Annotated in this window: 31 protein-coding genes; 15 read left to right on the plus strand and 16 right to left on the minus strand. The window is 37.6% G+C overall.

The window, feature by feature from the left end; genetic code table 11:
• Window positions 1-128: 128 nt before the first annotated feature.
• The 16 genes from ACOI22_RS03435 to ACOI22_RS03510 all read right to left on the minus strand — a co-directional run bounded on the left by ACOI22_RS03435 (window position 129) and on the right by ACOI22_RS03510 (window position 6,056).
• The gene (locus tag ACOI22_RS03435; RefSeq protein ID WP_420670227.1) at window positions 129-548 is read right to left on the minus strand and encodes a hypothetical protein; all 420 of its coding nucleotides are present in this window, start codon (window positions 546-548) and stop codon (window positions 129-131) included.
• Window positions 520-756 carry a helix-turn-helix transcriptional regulator gene (locus ACOI22_RS03440; RefSeq protein WP_420670229.1) on the minus strand — a complete coding sequence of 79 codons (237 nt, stop codon included), beginning with the start codon at window positions 754-756 and terminating at the stop codon, window positions 520-522. The genes ACOI22_RS03435 and ACOI22_RS03440 overlap by 29 nt, the downstream gene beginning before the upstream one ends.
• The gene (locus ACOI22_RS03445; RefSeq protein ID WP_420670231.1) at window positions 749-1,111 is read right to left on the minus strand and encodes a hypothetical protein; all 363 of its coding nucleotides are present in this window, start codon (window positions 1,109-1,111) and stop codon (window positions 749-751) included. Before ACOI22_RS03445 ends, ACOI22_RS03440 begins: the two co-directional genes overlap by 8 nt.
• A 75-nt stretch (window positions 1,112-1,186) precedes the next feature.
• Window positions 1,187-1,423 carry a hypothetical protein gene (locus tag ACOI22_RS03450; RefSeq protein ID WP_420670233.1) on the minus strand — a complete coding sequence of 79 codons (237 nt, stop codon included), beginning with the start codon at window positions 1,421-1,423 and terminating at the stop codon, window positions 1,187-1,189.
• Entirely contained in the window at window positions 1,416-1,571 is a 156-nt protein-coding gene (locus tag ACOI22_RS03455; protein ID WP_420670235.1) for a hypothetical protein, read from the minus strand. Before ACOI22_RS03455 ends, ACOI22_RS03450 begins: the two co-directional genes overlap by 8 nt.
• Window positions 1,568-2,029 carry a hypothetical protein gene (locus tag ACOI22_RS03460; protein WP_420670237.1) on the minus strand — a complete coding sequence of 154 codons (462 nt, stop codon included), beginning with the start codon at window positions 2,027-2,029 and terminating at the stop codon, window positions 1,568-1,570. The genes ACOI22_RS03455 and ACOI22_RS03460 overlap by 4 nt, the downstream gene beginning before the upstream one ends.
• A complete protein-coding gene (locus tag ACOI22_RS03465; protein WP_420670239.1) occupies window positions 2,026-2,556 on the minus strand; it encodes a recombination protein NinG in 531 nt (176 codons plus the stop codon). Before ACOI22_RS03465 ends, ACOI22_RS03460 begins: the two co-directional genes overlap by 4 nt.
• Before the next feature lie 70 nt (window positions 2,557-2,626).
• Window positions 2,627-3,493 carry a DNA cytosine methyltransferase gene (locus tag ACOI22_RS03470; RefSeq protein WP_420670241.1) on the minus strand — a complete coding sequence of 289 codons (867 nt, stop codon included), beginning with the start codon at window positions 3,491-3,493 and terminating at the stop codon, window positions 2,627-2,629.
• On the minus strand, window positions 3,490-3,777 hold the full coding sequence (locus ACOI22_RS03475; RefSeq protein WP_420670244.1) for a hypothetical protein: 288 nt from the start codon (window positions 3,775-3,777) through the stop codon (window positions 3,490-3,492). Before ACOI22_RS03475 ends, ACOI22_RS03470 begins: the two co-directional genes overlap by 4 nt.
• Entirely contained in the window at window positions 3,777-4,616 is an 840-nt protein-coding gene (locus tag ACOI22_RS03480) for a hypothetical protein (protein ID WP_420670246.1), read from the minus strand. The genes ACOI22_RS03475 and ACOI22_RS03480 overlap by 1 nt, the downstream gene beginning before the upstream one ends.
• A 101-nt stretch (window positions 4,617-4,717) precedes the next feature.
• Window positions 4,718-4,870, minus strand: coding sequence for a hypothetical protein (locus ACOI22_RS03485; RefSeq protein ID WP_420670248.1), 153 nt, complete (start codon window positions 4,868-4,870; stop codon window positions 4,718-4,720).
• A 164-nt stretch (window positions 4,871-5,034) separates the two neighbouring features.
• Window positions 5,035-5,172, minus strand: coding sequence for a hypothetical protein (locus ACOI22_RS03490; RefSeq protein ID WP_420670251.1), 138 nt, complete (start codon window positions 5,170-5,172; stop codon window positions 5,035-5,037).
• Window positions 5,169-5,450: a hypothetical protein gene (locus ACOI22_RS03495; RefSeq protein ID WP_420670253.1), complete on the minus strand. Its 282-nt coding sequence runs from the start codon at window positions 5,448-5,450 to the stop codon at window positions 5,169-5,171. Before ACOI22_RS03495 ends, ACOI22_RS03490 begins: the two co-directional genes overlap by 4 nt.
• Entirely contained in the window at window positions 5,450-5,656 is a 207-nt protein-coding gene (locus tag ACOI22_RS03500) for a hypothetical protein (protein ID WP_420670255.1), read from the minus strand. Before ACOI22_RS03500 ends, ACOI22_RS03495 begins: the two co-directional genes overlap by 1 nt.
• Entirely contained in the window at window positions 5,657-5,839 is a 183-nt protein-coding gene (locus ACOI22_RS03505; RefSeq protein ID WP_420670257.1) for a hypothetical protein, read from the minus strand.
• A 31-nt stretch (window positions 5,840-5,870) separates the two neighbouring features.
• Complete coding sequence (locus tag ACOI22_RS03510) at window positions 5,871-6,056, minus strand: YdaS family helix-turn-helix protein (protein WP_420670259.1); 186 nt, start codon at window positions 6,054-6,056, stop codon at window positions 5,871-5,873.
• Between the two features lie 107 nt (window positions 6,057-6,163).
• Between ACOI22_RS03510 and ACOI22_RS03515 the strand changes: the two genes are divergently transcribed.
• The 15 genes from ACOI22_RS03515 to ACOI22_RS03585 all read left to right on the plus strand — a co-directional run bounded on the left by ACOI22_RS03515 (window position 6,164) and on the right by ACOI22_RS03585 (window position 13,311).
• Window positions 6,164-6,682 carry a hypothetical protein gene (locus tag ACOI22_RS03515; protein ID WP_420670261.1) on the plus strand — a complete coding sequence of 173 codons (519 nt, stop codon included), beginning with the start codon at window positions 6,164-6,166 and terminating at the stop codon, window positions 6,680-6,682.
• Window positions 6,683-6,712: 30 nt separating this feature from the next.
• Window positions 6,713-7,294 carry a hypothetical protein gene (locus tag ACOI22_RS03520; RefSeq protein ID WP_420670263.1) on the plus strand — a complete coding sequence of 194 codons (582 nt, stop codon included), beginning with the start codon at window positions 6,713-6,715 and terminating at the stop codon, window positions 7,292-7,294.
• A 70-nt stretch (window positions 7,295-7,364) separates the two neighbouring features.
• A complete protein-coding gene (locus ACOI22_RS03525) occupies window positions 7,365-8,258 on the plus strand; it encodes a hypothetical protein (RefSeq protein WP_420670265.1) in 894 nt (297 codons plus the stop codon).
• Window positions 8,259-8,261: 3 nt separating this feature from the next.
• Complete coding sequence (locus tag ACOI22_RS03530) at window positions 8,262-8,507, plus strand: hypothetical protein (RefSeq protein WP_420670267.1); 246 nt, start codon at window positions 8,262-8,264, stop codon at window positions 8,505-8,507.
• Entirely contained in the window at window positions 8,504-8,878 is a 375-nt protein-coding gene (locus ACOI22_RS03535) for a hypothetical protein (protein ID WP_420670270.1), read from the plus strand. The genes ACOI22_RS03530 and ACOI22_RS03535 overlap by 4 nt, the downstream gene beginning before the upstream one ends.
• 154 nt (window positions 8,879-9,032) lie before the next feature.
• A complete protein-coding gene (locus ACOI22_RS03540) occupies window positions 9,033-9,755 on the plus strand; it encodes a phage antirepressor KilAC domain-containing protein (protein WP_420670272.1) in 723 nt (240 codons plus the stop codon).
• 10 nt (window positions 9,756-9,765) lie between these two features.
• On the plus strand, window positions 9,766-9,927 hold the full coding sequence (locus tag ACOI22_RS03545; RefSeq protein ID WP_420670274.1) for a hypothetical protein: 162 nt from the start codon (window positions 9,766-9,768) through the stop codon (window positions 9,925-9,927).
• Window positions 9,927-10,430, plus strand: a complete 504-nt coding sequence (ssb, locus tag ACOI22_RS03550) for a single-stranded DNA-binding protein (protein WP_420670276.1) — start codon at window positions 9,927-9,929, stop codon at window positions 10,428-10,430. Before ACOI22_RS03545 ends, ssb begins: the two co-directional genes overlap by 1 nt.
• An 11-nt stretch (window positions 10,431-10,441) precedes the next feature.
• Window positions 10,442-11,020 (plus strand): 3'-5' exonuclease, encoded by a 579-nt coding sequence (locus ACOI22_RS03555; protein ID WP_420670278.1) that lies wholly within the window; start codon window positions 10,442-10,444, stop codon window positions 11,018-11,020.
• Window positions 11,021-11,055: 35 nt separating this feature from the next.
• Window positions 11,056-11,316, plus strand: coding sequence for a hypothetical protein (locus ACOI22_RS03560; RefSeq protein WP_420670281.1), 261 nt, complete (start codon window positions 11,056-11,058; stop codon window positions 11,314-11,316).
• Complete coding sequence (locus ACOI22_RS03565; protein WP_420670283.1) at window positions 11,309-12,073, plus strand: HNH endonuclease signature motif containing protein; 765 nt, start codon at window positions 11,309-11,311, stop codon at window positions 12,071-12,073. The genes ACOI22_RS03560 and ACOI22_RS03565 overlap by 8 nt, the downstream gene beginning before the upstream one ends.
• Window positions 12,073-12,270, plus strand: a complete 198-nt coding sequence (locus tag ACOI22_RS03570; protein ID WP_420670285.1) for a hypothetical protein — start codon at window positions 12,073-12,075, stop codon at window positions 12,268-12,270. The genes ACOI22_RS03565 and ACOI22_RS03570 overlap by 1 nt, the downstream gene beginning before the upstream one ends.
• Window positions 12,271-12,376: 106 nt before the next feature.
• A complete protein-coding gene (locus tag ACOI22_RS03575) occupies window positions 12,377-12,610 on the plus strand; it encodes a hypothetical protein (protein ID WP_420670287.1) in 234 nt (77 codons plus the stop codon).
• On the plus strand, window positions 12,607-13,026 hold the full coding sequence (locus ACOI22_RS03580; RefSeq protein WP_420670289.1) for a hypothetical protein: 420 nt from the start codon (window positions 12,607-12,609) through the stop codon (window positions 13,024-13,026). Before ACOI22_RS03575 ends, ACOI22_RS03580 begins: the two co-directional genes overlap by 4 nt.
• 90 nt (window positions 13,027-13,116) lie before the next feature.
• Window positions 13,117-13,311: a hypothetical protein gene (locus ACOI22_RS03585; RefSeq protein WP_420670291.1), complete on the plus strand. Its 195-nt coding sequence runs from the start codon at window positions 13,117-13,119 to the stop codon at window positions 13,309-13,311.
• Window position 13,312 lies beyond the last annotated feature (1 nt).

Genomic DNA, 13,312 nt, shown 5'->3' on the forward strand with positions numbered 1-13,312 from the left:
GTCGATGAATTAATTATAATGGAAGTAAGTTTTGCATCTACTGAACACAAGTACAGTTTAGCTAACTTTTACAACCTTAACTTATTTAAGCATTAAAAAGCGGTCAAAAAAACCCAAAATATTGTGCATTACAGCTCATTCATAACAATTCTTTCGGCTTTATCTATCCAAAAGCCCTTAATTGGCAATTTACTGATGTATTTTTGAGACAAGGCGCGTCTGCATTCAACTTTCATATTTTCAATTAAATCGTCAATAGCACGTAAATCTATTGGCACGTATACATCTTGATTATGATTACCTGGTGTTGACCTTGTTGGGGAGCAGCTAGCGGAATATGAAACATCAACCCCTTTGCATTTATTATCTATTTTAACGCTTGGGCGCTTATGGTATTTAGTCGCGCTCTTTTGGCTTTGAATGAAGCTGGCCATTAAACTTGAACCGCCTGTGTTAATAGTATAGCTCTGCCAAAACTTACCCCACGCTCTAAGTTCGGCCCTAGCATGCTTTATTGTTCTAGTGTCTTCTACCATTGGCATAATCATAAATTTCCTCTATGGAGTAATTCATCATCTTTAGGATCTCAAAGACCATTAAAAAAGATGGTTCAGTTTTACCAGTTTCATAATTAACAAGTGTATTCCTTGAAATACCATATTGTGCTGCTAGTTCATCTTGCGTATATCCTCTATGTTTTCTTGCTGTTTGAATTACAAGACCACCGGCGGGAATAGCTTCATGAACATCAGGCATTATCATTCACCTTAACTATGTATTGATTGGTTTTTGGTTGATTGTCGTTTCTGCGGGAGTCGATAATTAATTCATTTTCAACCTTTAAAAGATTTAGATAAATACCAAAAGGGTCGCTTAAAACCCCAATATATTTAACTGCATTATCCATAAGCGCTTTTATTTTATTAGCCTTAAATTCCCTAGTTATCTTTCTAGTTTCTACTGTGTAGTAAGAGAAACGGATATAAATCCCCTCATAAAACACTATTCTCATTCTTGTCCTAACCCTCATTAACTGCTCATTATCCCAATTAAGCTGGTCGATTTCGTGCGCTTGCTTTTGTGCAGGGGATAAGTCATTCCAGTTAATCATTGTTATCACCAATCTGGTGTTTCATATCAGCTAACTTCTTTTCAAATTCCTCTCTTCCTTGCTTGATCCTGCACTTCATAAATTCCAAATATTCAGCCCTTTCAGCACCTCTTTTTTAGACTCTTTCAACTCCAATGTTAAAAAACCTATTAATATAATGAGCGCACTAATTGATAAGGTATATAAAACTGGTCGTAATATACCAATCTCCATTAGTGCGACTCCAAATAAGAAAACCAACAACGATGCTAAAGCTAGAGTTATTGCTGTTTGCACTCCGGCAATGAAAAACCTACATAAATTTTTAATCATTAGCCTTTTCTCCTTTCACATCTTCAGTCGGCTTAGTTTTCTTCTTGCCGAATATGCGCTCATAGTTATCAGCGTAAGCATTGCGGTTTTCTTTTTTACGTCCCGATTTAATAGGGCCGTTGTCGTTAATGTTCCCTTCTCTACTCATGATGATGCACCCGCTTCTAAAAAACCAAAGTATGCAGCGCTTCGTGTATCTTCATTACTTCGATGCCTCCAACCGGTTACTAGCTCAAACTGTTCACGGTTCTTAGCCCAGTTCTTTCTTGTAGGCTTATGTAGCTTATAGGGAATACGAAAGTGCTTAAGCATTCTTATTAGCTCGACTTGTGATTGCTGACAAGCCCCTACCTTTTTTGCGATGTTAGATTGAATGCGCACATTCTGGTGAGTGTTACGGCCATATACAAAGTTATTAGCACATACATCTTCAATAGAGAAAGAAACAGATTTAACAGGGTGTTGACCAATCAAGCTAAAATCAACAATAAATTCTTTTATTAAATCAATTAGGGTTAACTGCTTAAGTTCTTTAAGTTCGCCCCCTATATATATAGCTACGCCATGGCGTTCACTGTCAGGATCAATACCTATTACCATTTTCATAATTTAGAACCGCCCTTACCTGTTTTAATTAATCGTTTGTAATGTGTTTTAAGTGCTATTAGCTGATTAACTGAATAATGGTTAGCCTCATGTGGGCCCATTAACCAATCGTATTGTTCTTGGCCGATGCGCTTAGGTAGGTTCTTTTCATACATCTTTCTATTACCTCCTAGCGTGATATTGCATTTAGAACATTGCTTATGTACGTTACTGGGCTCAAACCTTAAAGTTGTATTGGCGCCTACTGAGATAAAGTGCCCTGCATGCCATTCACTGGCTATTGGTGTATCACACGTTATGCAGCCTTTTCGTTTATCTCTAATCTTTATCCAGGTGTTAAATAAATCTTGTAGTTCTTTGGTGTGTTTACCAAATGACTTAAACGTATTTTTACGCAACTCTTTTTTTTGCTTGGTGCTTTGCGTTTTCGTTTTAATATTTAATTTCTTTTCACATTTAGCAGAGCATACTTTCTGCAGTGAGTTGTACTGCACGAACTCCTTTCTACATACCGGGCACTTCTTCATTAAGCCTCGCTAACCGCTAAAACTAATTTATATTTATGTGACTCTTGTTTAATAGTCCATGTTTGGGGTTTCATGCTGCATCACCGAACATATCAAGCTGTCTTACAAAGACTTGTATTGGAAGTTCCATTTGACTGTATATGTGCGCTATTGCGTCAACCGTCCAGCCGTTACCTAGCATTTTGTAGCGCTGCGTGTTGCTTACATGATTTGTGTAATTGTCTGGTACTGTTTGCAATCTCTCGCATTCGATAGGGGTTAGCTTTCTGTAGCTGTCTTTAATTTCATTTAAAAAAACAAGCTGACGTCTATTTTTCTCAAAGTAGCTTTTTAAGTTGCCCCCCTTGTAGTAGCTAGCATCAAGGCAGTGCGATTTATCGCGGTCAACATGACCTAGCCCCAAAATATCAGCTAATACAATTCCCTTATCTTCTGGTTGTTCAACATGCCAATTGCACCAATAAAAGCGATTGCGGTTTTGAGCGCTTACTAATGCTGAGTTGATTGGAACCTTGTTAACTTCGCCCAGGGCTTGCTCAGTGTGAAAGGTTATATATTCCTCAAACTCCTTTTTCATTTTCACGTTTTCAATCAAGAATTTGATTTTAGGGTTAGATTTTTTAGCGTGTGACATAATGTCGAGCATTACCCAAAACAACATACCCCGCTCGTCTTTATCGCCCAATTGTTTACCAGCCATAGACCACGCTTGGCAAGGGAAGCCACCTGTAACTAAATCAATACTTGACCAGTTAATATCCCAATCTCGCCACTTTGTTACATCGCCTAACTGAATAGTGTTAGGGTAGTTAGCTTGCGTTACTTGTATAGCGTGTTTATCTATCTCAGCGGCATAATACGCAGTCGGCTTAATGCCGATTTTATTAATTGCAATTTGACCGCATGACATACCATCAAATAAGCTTAAAATATTCATGCTGCACCCTCGCTATACTGAGCAAGTAATTGACTGGTGTTATTGCACCAAGAAAGCTTAGATTTATTTTCAAGCCTTGGCTGGGTTGTAACGTGTTTTAGAATATCCGGCACCTTTGGAAAGAACTCGTTAGTTGCTACTTCTTGCGCTACAGCGTTGATAAAATCTTTATCAGTCATACCCTTTAGGCCATTCCAATAAACGTTGATAGCTAAATCACTTAGTTCACGGCGGTAGTAGTCACACAAGCCAGTAATTTGCACGTTAAACGTTTGGCGGTTCATCAGTTGAGCTCCAAGTTTGCAAGACGGTCTGCCATGGTTTGTCCTATACGACTTAGGCTGTTACTTGCGGCTTGAGGTGTTGGTGGTATTTCATCATTCCAATTCTCACCGTTTAACCAAGTGGTTGGATTTTTCCACTCAGGCTTGAAAGCACCGTCTGATTGTTTTCTCCATTCAATCTGTTTAGCTAATCCGCTCATAATGCGTTTGAATTTCAAATCATCTGGTTTAATTTTAGTGAATGCAGCTAGTGCTTTTTTCTTATCGGTCTTTTTGGGATAGGTTAACCAAAACTCAGCAAAGCGATTTTTTATTTGCGCCTTGTCTTGATTGGGCGTTTCCGTCAAATTTTGATTTGCGGTGTTAAGGGGTTCAGGAATCAGGTTAAAGGAATCAGGAATCAGGTTAAAGGAATCAGCACGATTACTACTAGAGTCTTTCGTATTTATTCGGGATAAATCGCGATTAATCGTGAGTGTAGTTAAATCAATGACTTGCGCTTTATCTTCGCTAAATACTGATAACTCTGCGCCTTTGTCCCTTTCATTTTTATGAGGGTTTTGATGTTTAGTGAAATTGCATATATGTAAGCAAATTTTATCATTATCGGCATAGAACCGAATGAATCCAGAGCGCTCTAGATTAATCGCGATTTCTTTAATATCACAATTATCATATGGTAGAAGTTTTGCTTTTAACTTCTTTTCTCTCCATTCAACATTTCCGTTATAGTCAGCAACCGTCCATAAGGCAATAAAGAACAACCGACCTAATGCGCTAATCTCTGCTAGTTCATCATTATCAAAGAATGATGGTTTTATGTTTCTTGCTCTAGCCATTTGACACCACCTTGATTTTAAATCTACTGTATTGCATACTTACCTCTCTATTAATGATTAGCCCCTAGCGTTACAGCGCTTTGATGGGGCTTTTTTATTACCTAATATTTACGCTTACGTTTAAACTTTTCATTAAGCTGTTTAGCCAGTGCTTGCGCTTGTTCTCTATATTCAAATAAAGAACCCTCAATACCATTAATAAACACTGCCCACTTAAACCTGCCTTTCGTTGCCCTGCCTACTTCATACTTCAAAATAAGGTTCCTTTTAAATACTTGCCCCTTTATCACCACCGGCGGGGCCACCGGCCATAAGGTCAAAACCAAACCTGGCTAGAATATTTACCGCTACCTAACCGCTACCCCCGGAAGAAAGGATCAGAGCAAAATTAGACGGCCCACATATTCAAAATGCACTACTAAACAAGTAATAATGAAAATGAAATAAGACTGGCTATACCTGCAGCTACTAGTAATTCTTGTTTGCTAATTCCTACATTCTTTAACCAGGCTAATAATCTGTAATCAGTCCTGCGATTTCCATACGGCTTACTCATTGGGTAACTCCTTGTTGTTGGCTTGTTAAATCAGTTAAGTGATATAAATCTAAATCTTTTATTCTCTGTACAGTGTCGTTAATCTCATTAAGGCGCTTAATACTTCTTACTAAATTGGGTTGACGAATGTCATATATAAAACAACAGCCCTCTACGTCCATTCCATTTACAAAGTAACGGCATAAAGCATCCTCTGTATTCTGGTTGAACTTACCTAAGCTAAGCAGTAATTTGATACGCGCTAAGCTTTCGGTACCTGGGGCCATTGGAATAATCATTACTCGTTTCCTTGTTTGCTACTTTTGAGTGACTTAAAACTAACTATTTGCGCTGTTTTAAGTGAATTGATACTTGTAATACTCTGTAAATAAGCCCTTGTGTAAGATTCAATAAAGTCAGCTACAGTCATTCCCCGCGCGGATGCTTCACGAGAAAAGTAACTCATTTGAGTATCAGAAAATTCAAGCTCTTTGAGTGACTTCAATTACACAACCTTTGAATTAAAATGATCACACTCTTTATTTACTTGGTTAAGCACCATTTCATATATGAATGCAGCCGTTTGTTTTCTTTTAAGTACAGCTAAAGCGCGTATAGCTTCAATTTCATCTTCGTTAAAACGAACTAATACCTTGTTATCTCTTACGTGTTTTCTGTTGTCATACATAATTAAATATCCTTTTTATAAAATGCTTGGGTTAACTAACTTCTTTATATTCTTCTGGTGGGTAAAGGTCTGGTCTAAGCTCATGGCGGGGGGTTCCTGTTACTTTCTCAAGCTCCAAAACTCTATTAGAGGGTATACCCGCTTTAAACCACTCATAAACAGCTTGTCGACTAACACCAAAGTGTTTAGCAATTTCAGACTTGTTAATTTTTTTCATTTCTCGTCAGACTTTTGTTATACCTGCCTTAAATGTAAGCCTAAGCTTTACATGTGTCAAGCTGAGATTGGTTTTATTTTAAGTGTTTGTAAAGCATAATTTGACGCATGAATAAAACTCAGGCGCAAACTTACGAAGAAAAAGCTATTTCAGAATGGCTTAAAGAAGGCTTTTCTAAAAAAGGCAAAGTAAAACTTCACTTGGCTGAAATTTGCGGGGTTTCAAGACAGGCTGTAGGGGATTGGGTAAAGAGCGGCCAAGTTCATAAGCGGCATTTATTGAAAATATCAGAATACTTAGATTCCCCTATACCTAATAGCGCTTTTGGATTTTCTCATATAATGCCAATAAGGGAACCAAGCCCTGAATTTGACACTGAAGATAATGGAATATTTATTGATAGTATCACCCATAAATTAAAATCAAATAAAGATAAGAAACCCCAGGCAAAAACTATCTTTAATAAGGTATGCGAAGTTAAAAATGAATACCCTTCAATAGATAAAATTAATAATATCAGGGGTGTTGTGGATAATTTGGATCCAGTTAAAGATAAAGAAATAATTGAAGCATTGCATACCGTTTGCCAGTTAATTAGAAAAAATGTAGATTTAGATAAAACTTAATACCCCTCTAAATTAGATAAAGGATTAGCTATGAGAAAATATTCAACTGCGGCTTTACTTGCGCTCACTATATTAATGACTGGTTGCGTATCAACCATGAATAAACTAGCTGATATTGGCGTTGTAAGAGTCACTGAGAGCGCGTTCGATAAATCTACTGAGGTTACCATCTCTAAAACACATAACTTTAGTGGTGATGATTACAATACCCCTAGCACCCAATTCTCTGGATACTGGACTGAATCAGATAAAAATCACTTTAAGCTAATCTTAGAAATGCATGGCAGCAGTGGAACTCGGGCTTATACGGATTTTAAAAGAATTGATTTTAATTTTGATGGTGACATTAGGTCTTTCAATGTAGGCCCAACCTCGCTAAGTGATGATGGTTATAACTCAGTCGCCGGTACAATCTTTACCCAAAGCAAAGCTGTAGCCTACTTGCCTATAGAAGTTTTAGATAAAATGATGAATGATCCTGACGTTAGAATTAGGGTTTACACCTCTGATGGTTATGAGGATATTATTTACCATGTTGGTAATTCAGGTCTAGCCAGTTATTCAAAAGAAATGTTTAAACCATTCTATGATGAAATAAATAAGTACCGTTAACCATTTTACAGCGAATAAGCGAACATCAACTAAATTTCAAAAACATTTAAAGTTTTAACAAGGAAAGTAAATGAACGGAATTGAATCTATCGACAAAGAAGAAAGTAAAAAAGAGCAAGCGAAATTTAAAATTTCGTTTATATCATCTGATGAGAGCGACCACGAAATAGATGCGGAAACACTTGGGCGAAGCCTACAAGACTTAACTAAGTTAGTGAGGAATTCTTTAAAATCGATTCAGGGAGAAGAATCAAGAGCTAAAATTAATGTTGCTGCTCACGAACCAGGGTCTTTTGTTGTCGATTTTATTGCTTATCTAGATGCCGGTGGTATCGAAGCCTTGCGAACTGTAGGTATTTTGGCTCCCACTGCCGCAGTAACGGCTCCCAGCTTAATCACCCTTCTCCTTAGACTAAACAAACGTAAAGTAGAGACTGTTGTAGAGAAAGACAATGGGAAAACTTTTATTATTGCCGATGATCATGAAGAAATAGATGTTACTCCTGAGGTAGCTAAGCTTGTTGAAAATTACTCAGTAAGAAAAAACCTTGAAGAATTTATATTAAAACCTATGGAAAACCCAATCATAGAGAAGGTCGTTATAAAAGATACTAACATCAGAGCGGATGGCGAAAATGAAGAGTTTTTTGCTGAGTTTACGAAAGACAAACGCGCTATGTTTGTGGCGCCACCGAAAAAAGATCTAACTTTATATTCTGAGAAGGTTCACAGAGAAAATATTGAGTTTACTGTTATCTCATTTGAGAAGGTCACTGGCTGGAGTATCAAACTTGACGATAAGACGATTAATGTAAAAATAAATGATAGTGAATTTTGGACTCGGATAGCCTCTAAAAGAGAAGAGTTTAAAAAAGGTCAAATATTTGAAGTGGATTTAAAAACTGTAATAAGCAATACTAATGGAAGCGAAGCAACAAAGTATTCCATAGAGAAAGTACATTAAGTAATGTTAGAAAACGACTCACTTATCATTGAAGGCTTAATATGGATAAGCATAATTATGTGCTGCCCTTATCTAGCTTTTGTATCTTATCGCCTTAGCATTCCTTTATGGGAGTGGGCTTTTCCAATTAAAGAAGTTGTTTTAAAATACAGCTACAACGGAAAAACCTTTAAAGCGACTGTTCCCGCAGACTCAAATCTAGCTGATGCCTCCATTGCACTAATGGAAGTTGCGGAGAAACAGAGTTGAGTTTCAAAAAAGCATTTAGCAGTAAAGATACAGCATCGGCAGGATTAAGCACTTTAGTCATTGCTGCAATTGGTATTTGGTTACCAGACGACAAGCTAAAAGACACTCTTATTATATTCTCCCCCTTAGCTATTTACATTGTATTATATATCGGTGAGGTAACCATTTTGAAGCTAGGTATTTCATCCGTAGAGGAGCGGAAATCTGAAAAAATGAAACAAAAGTTACTTGACGAGTTTTCGGAGAAAATCGAGCGGCTTGAAGAGGGTATTTCAAATACACTCGTTTCAGAAGTAGATAAGGAAAAAATGAGAAAAGAGCTTGGTAAAACAGTGATTGCTAAAGCCAATGTGAATGTAACCGCAAATTAACTGATGTTTTATATTAAAGACCTGCCATTCGAGCGGGTTTTTTATTGCCTACAAAATAAATGTAAAGTTATAGTTGACATAAGATAATATTGAGACAATACTAATGTAAAGCTCAGGCTTACATAAATAATCTTAATAACGCTTAGGTCTAATTATGAACAACGTAATTCCATTTAAATTTAATCTTAACGACATTCGTGTCGTCGACACACAAGAAGAACCTTTATTTGTTGCTAAAGATGTAGCAGACCTCCTTAAATACACTAACTCACGCAAGGCTGTTTCTGACCATTGCAAGGGGGTAACGAAACGTTACATCCCCACCTCAAGCGGTGAACAACAAGTGTCTTTAATACCTGAACGTGATGTTTACCGCCTTATCATGCGCTCTAAATTGCCAGAGGCCGAAAAGTTCGAAGAATGGGTAGTTAGCGAAGTAATACCATCTATTAGAAAGAAAGGCGGCTACCAAGCCCCACGCCCTAACCTTTCACGCCTTGAAATACTCAACATGGCCATTGAAGCAGAAAAGCAATCCATAGAACTAAAAGAACAACTGGCCATTGCTAAACCTAAAGCTGAGTTCGCTGATGCTGTTATGAATTCTACCAACGCTATTACCGTTCAAGACTTCGCTAAGCTCATGGGAACAGGTCAAAACAAGATGTTTTTAGCACTTAGAACACATGGCTACCTAATGGCCGGTGGACTGAACCACAATAAACCGTATCAAAAGTTTATAGATCAAGGCTTGTTTAGATTGCAAGAAGGTGTATTTAAAAATAACCATGGTGAATCTAACACGTATTTTAAGACCATGATCACAGGCAAAGGTCAGCAATACTTTCAACAACACTTATTAGCAAAAATAGCTTAAGGGTTAACCAATGCAAACAACATACTACCAATCCATTACAGCAGCTACTTACGCCAAAATAAGCGCACATATCAATGGGCAACGCTTGGTAATGAAATGTTCTCGCAAAGGGTTTTACTTAATTGATATGAATACCGAACTACAAAATAGAATAAATGGAGTAAATGCATAATGGCATCGCGTGGAGTAAATAAAGTAATACTGGTTGGTAATCTTGGTAATGATCCAGAGGTGCGCTACCTGCCTAATGGTGATGCAGTAGCCAATTTGAGCATTGCCACTAGTGAAAGTTGGAAAGACCAACAAGGACAACCTCAACAGCGCACCGAGTGGCACCGAATAACTATGTATCGCCGATTAGCTGAAATAGCAGGTGAATGCCTCAAAAAGGGTTCACAAGTTTATTTAGATGGGAAGTTACAAACTAGAAAATGGACTGATCAACAAGGTAATGACCGTTACACGACTGAAATTATTGCTAATAACATGCAAATGCTAGGGGGTGGAAACCCTGAACGGCCACCGGCACAAAACAACAATAAACATCTTAAGTCTGATGGTACGCCTAAAACCCCTGCTGAAATGCAATCCAATGAACCTAATATTGATTTTGATGATGACATCCCATTCGCGCCTATTGGCTTGCAGTATCCAGCTTTACTTAATTGCATGTAAGGCTGATTAATATGTATACCGATTTAATGCTTGACCTTGAAACTGTATCTACCAGAAATAATGCGGCCATTGTTTCTATTGGCTACCAGTTCTTTAACCCTACTACTGAAGAGTTTGGGCCAAATAAAGAAATAGTCATAGATACCACTTATGCAGTAGAGCCAGAGTTTAATCCAGGTTATCACGTTTGCGCCAGAACTATGAATTGGTGGAGTAAACAAGGGGCTGAAGCTAAACGCATATTTGAAGATGTAAATAACGTGTCTATCAGCTACGGCCTTGAATTGCTTATTGATGAAATCCTAGATCATAGTGAAGCGAATGATTTGCTCGTATGGGGTAACGGTAGCACGTTTGATATTACCATTTTAAAAAATGCCTTTTTACTATCCCATGATAGTGAACCACCTTGGCAACATGAAAACGTGCGTGATGTAAGAACGCTTGTGGCTATAGGTCGATTGTTTGGAATAGATCCTAAAGTAGATATTGAGTTTACAGGGGTTAAACATAACGCTGCAGACGATGCAAAACATCAAGCTGTTTACTGTACTGCAATACATCAATTGCTTTTAGCTAAAGCAAACTAATTAGATTGAATTGATAAACCAAAGGAAGATACACAGTGAAGAATACACTTACTGATTTAAATAACCATTTATTCGCGCAGTTAGAGCGCTTAGGTGATGAAGATTTGAGTCCTGATGATTTAAACGCTGAGATTAATCGCTCTAAAGCTATTCAAGGTATTGCTGCAGTAGCTATTGGTAATGCAAAGCTCGTCCTCGATGCCGCTGAATTTAAAATGAATCACATTAAAGGTGATTTACCGCCCATGTTAGACGTAAATAAGCCTAAAGCTGTTGCGGGCCCTAACAATGGCTAAGCGCTGGACGTACACCAAGCCTATGCTTAATTTTTTAACTAAGCATTACCCTAATTGTTTTGTTGATGAATTAACAAAGCGTTTTAACAAGCGTTTTAATTTAAATAAAACTGAGGTGCAAATTAAAGCCTGTTTGTTTAATCACAATATTAAAGCGGGTGTTAGACGCAGTAGACCTGTACGTCTTTATACAGATAAGCATTTAACCTGGTTAAAGCAGTGGTACCCAAAACTTAAACTGCCTGAGTTAACCGAAGCGTTTAATAAAAAATTTAAAGGTATGAATGTTTCAGCAAACTCTATTCGTGGGTGTCTTAAAAACAACAAAATAACATGCGGTAGAACTGGGCACTTTGTAAAAGGTGGCGCTAGCTGGAATAAAGGTATGAAAGGTCTTGATACTGGTGGTAGTGCGGGTTGGTTTAAGCCAGGCAGTATACCAGTGAATCATAGGCCACTAGGTACAGAACGAATCAATATATGTGGTTACGTTGAAGTTAAAGTTGCTGAGCCTAACAAATGGGATTTAAAACATAGAGTTGTTTGGCGTGAACACCATGGCGAGATTACCAGTGATGATTTTATTCAGTTTAGAGATAACAACCGCCTTAACTGCAGTATAGATAATTTGTTTTTATCTAATAAGTTTATTAATGGCCTTATGAATTCAACTGGTTTAAATCAGTTAACCGGCGAACTTAAAGATACCGCGCAAACATTCGCAAAACTTAAAATCAAAACCAAGGAATTACAATAATGCAAAATGCCGTTTCTCTTGAAGTAACACCAGAACAATTAAATGTTCTTGATAATGTATTTAGTGCACTTAGTGAAGATGATTTAACTAGACGTGGGTTTAGTGGTGATGATGTTAAAAATGTTTATGGCCTTATAGCACAAGTTAGATGGACTAAAGATGTAAATCAGTTATGGGAGTTTACTTCCAATGAGTAAGCAAACGATTACATCAGCAGTACTTAAAGCAATAAGCTTCTCTGCGTTGTTCTTCCTAGTTGTTTATAACTTTGTTTTTTTAATAAATTATTTAATGGGGTGACTTATGGCTCACGAAGAATACAAAGAAAAACTAGTAAGCTTTGCCACCGCACCAAGAGTATCAGCGGGGCAGCTACACGATAAGAAATTTAATCCTTATTGGGCTGGAAAATTACGCGGTAAATATATTTCTTTGGGTGGCAAGTTCAAGTTTGACACTAGAGAAGAAGCTTTAAATTTAGCGCGAGAATATAAGCAATCATGCATTGATGAAGCTAAGAAAAGGGGTTTGATGTGAGTAATTACACAATCGAAGAATTACAAGATAAGTCTAACAAATGGCGTACAAAAGATGGTCAAGAGGTGATTATTTACTGCGTCCATAAAAACGGGCAAGGTTACCCGTTGCATGGGGCGGTTAAATCCCAAGAAGACAATGAATGGAATACTGAATCATGGGAATTATCAGGCGATTATCTGGTAGGTGCCTCAGGCTGTGGTCTCGACCTAGTAAAAGTTAACCCTTATGAAGATTTCAAAGTAGACGAGCCTGTAATGGTTTGGGATGAAAAGTGCCCTGATGTGCCTCGTCATTTTTCTCACGAAAAAGGCGGCAAAGCTTATTGTTTCGCAGACGGTCAAACATCCCACACTACGGATCGCACTTTAGTCTGGAGAAACTGCGTAAAGGTAGCAGATTATGAAAACAACTAACCTAATCAAAACGCGAGCGATGGTCGGCATTATTCTCATAGCCGTTGGCATTATCGCGTTATTAACTAACCTAACCTAAAGGGGTGTTATGTGAGCAATTCAAAAAATAATAGCGGTAATGGTATGGGTTTTCTAAGTGTTTTAACCCTAATTTTTATTACATTAAAGCTAACAGGGTATATTACTTGGGGTTGGTTTTGGGTTTTATCCCCTATAACAGTTCCATTAACTATAGGCGTTTTGGCTTTGTTGTTTTATGCATCCTATAAGGTTTTAAAAGGCTAAG

The organism is Glaciecola sp. 2405UD65-10, assembly GCF_048820975.1.
Taxonomy (GTDB): domain Bacteria; phylum Pseudomonadota; class Gammaproteobacteria; order Enterobacterales; family Alteromonadaceae; genus Glaciecola.

Excerpts from the sequence above, each read along its gene's own strand:
- ACOI22_RS03555 (WP_420670278.1), top strand. The coding sequence starts at position 10,442 with ATGTATACCGATTTAATGCTTGACCTTGAAACTGTATCTACCAGAAAT.
- ACOI22_RS03450 (WP_420670233.1), bottom strand. The coding sequence starts at position 1,423 with ATGATTAAAAATTTATGTAGGTTTTTCATTGCCGGAGTGCAAACAGCA.
- ACOI22_RS03575 (WP_420670287.1), top strand. The coding sequence starts at position 12,377 with ATGGCTCACGAAGAATACAAAGAAAAACTAGTAAGCTTTGCCACCGCA.
- ACOI22_RS03455 (WP_420670235.1), bottom strand. The coding sequence starts at position 1,571 with ATGAGTAGAGAAGGGAACATTAACGACAACGGCCCTATTAAATCGGGA.
- ACOI22_RS03490 (WP_420670251.1), bottom strand. The coding sequence starts at position 5,172 with ATGAGTAAGCCGTATGGAAATCGCAGGACTGATTACAGATTATTAGCC.
- ACOI22_RS03470 (WP_420670241.1), bottom strand. The coding sequence starts at position 3,493 with ATGAATATTTTAAGCTTATTTGATGGTATGTCATGCGGTCAAATTGCA.
- ACOI22_RS03460 (WP_420670237.1), bottom strand. The coding sequence starts at position 2,029 with ATGAAAATGGTAATAGGTATTGATCCTGACAGTGAACGCCATGGCGTA.
- ACOI22_RS03565 (WP_420670283.1), top strand. The coding sequence starts at position 11,309 with ATGGCTAAGCGCTGGACGTACACCAAGCCTATGCTTAATTTTTTAACT.
- ACOI22_RS03495 (WP_420670253.1), bottom strand. The coding sequence starts at position 5,450 with ATGATTATTCCAATGGCCCCAGGTACCGAAAGCTTAGCGCGTATCAAA.
- ACOI22_RS03480 (WP_420670246.1), bottom strand. The coding sequence starts at position 4,616 with ATGGCTAGAGCAAGAAACATAAAACCATCATTCTTTGATAATGATGAA.
- ACOI22_RS03445 (WP_420670231.1), bottom strand. The coding sequence starts at position 1,111 with ATGATTAACTGGAATGACTTATCCCCTGCACAAAAGCAAGCGCACGAA.
- ACOI22_RS03540 (WP_420670272.1), top strand. The coding sequence starts at position 9,033 with ATGAACAACGTAATTCCATTTAAATTTAATCTTAACGACATTCGTGTC.
- ACOI22_RS03530 (WP_420670267.1), top strand. The coding sequence starts at position 8,262 with ATGTTAGAAAACGACTCACTTATCATTGAAGGCTTAATATGGATAAGC.
- ACOI22_RS03510 (WP_420670259.1), bottom strand. The coding sequence starts at position 6,056 with ATGAAAAAAATTAACAAGTCTGAAATTGCTAAACACTTTGGTGTTAGT.
- ACOI22_RS03545 (WP_420670274.1), top strand. The coding sequence starts at position 9,766 with ATGCAAACAACATACTACCAATCCATTACAGCAGCTACTTACGCCAAA.
- ACOI22_RS03570 (WP_420670285.1), top strand. The coding sequence starts at position 12,073 with ATGCAAAATGCCGTTTCTCTTGAAGTAACACCAGAACAATTAAATGTT.
- ACOI22_RS03475 (WP_420670244.1), bottom strand. The coding sequence starts at position 3,777 with ATGAACCGCCAAACGTTTAACGTGCAAATTACTGGCTTGTGTGACTAC.
- ACOI22_RS03515 (WP_420670261.1), top strand. The coding sequence starts at position 6,164 with ATGAATAAAACTCAGGCGCAAACTTACGAAGAAAAAGCTATTTCAGAA.
- ACOI22_RS03520 (WP_420670263.1), top strand. The coding sequence starts at position 6,713 with ATGAGAAAATATTCAACTGCGGCTTTACTTGCGCTCACTATATTAATG.
- ACOI22_RS03525 (WP_420670265.1), top strand. The coding sequence starts at position 7,365 with ATGAACGGAATTGAATCTATCGACAAAGAAGAAAGTAAAAAAGAGCAA.
- ssb (WP_420670276.1), top strand. The coding sequence starts at position 9,927 with ATGGCATCGCGTGGAGTAAATAAAGTAATACTGGTTGGTAATCTTGGT.
- ACOI22_RS03505 (WP_420670257.1), bottom strand. The coding sequence starts at position 5,839 with ATGTATGACAACAGAAAACACGTAAGAGATAACAAGGTATTAGTTCGT.
- ACOI22_RS03435 (WP_420670227.1), bottom strand. The coding sequence starts at position 548 with ATGATTATGCCAATGGTAGAAGACACTAGAACAATAAAGCATGCTAGG.
- ACOI22_RS03465 (WP_420670239.1), bottom strand. The coding sequence starts at position 2,556 with ATGAAGAAGTGCCCGGTATGTAGAAAGGAGTTCGTGCAGTACAACTCA.
- ACOI22_RS03440 (WP_420670229.1), bottom strand. The coding sequence starts at position 756 with ATGCCTGATGTTCATGAAGCTATTCCCGCCGGTGGTCTTGTAATTCAA.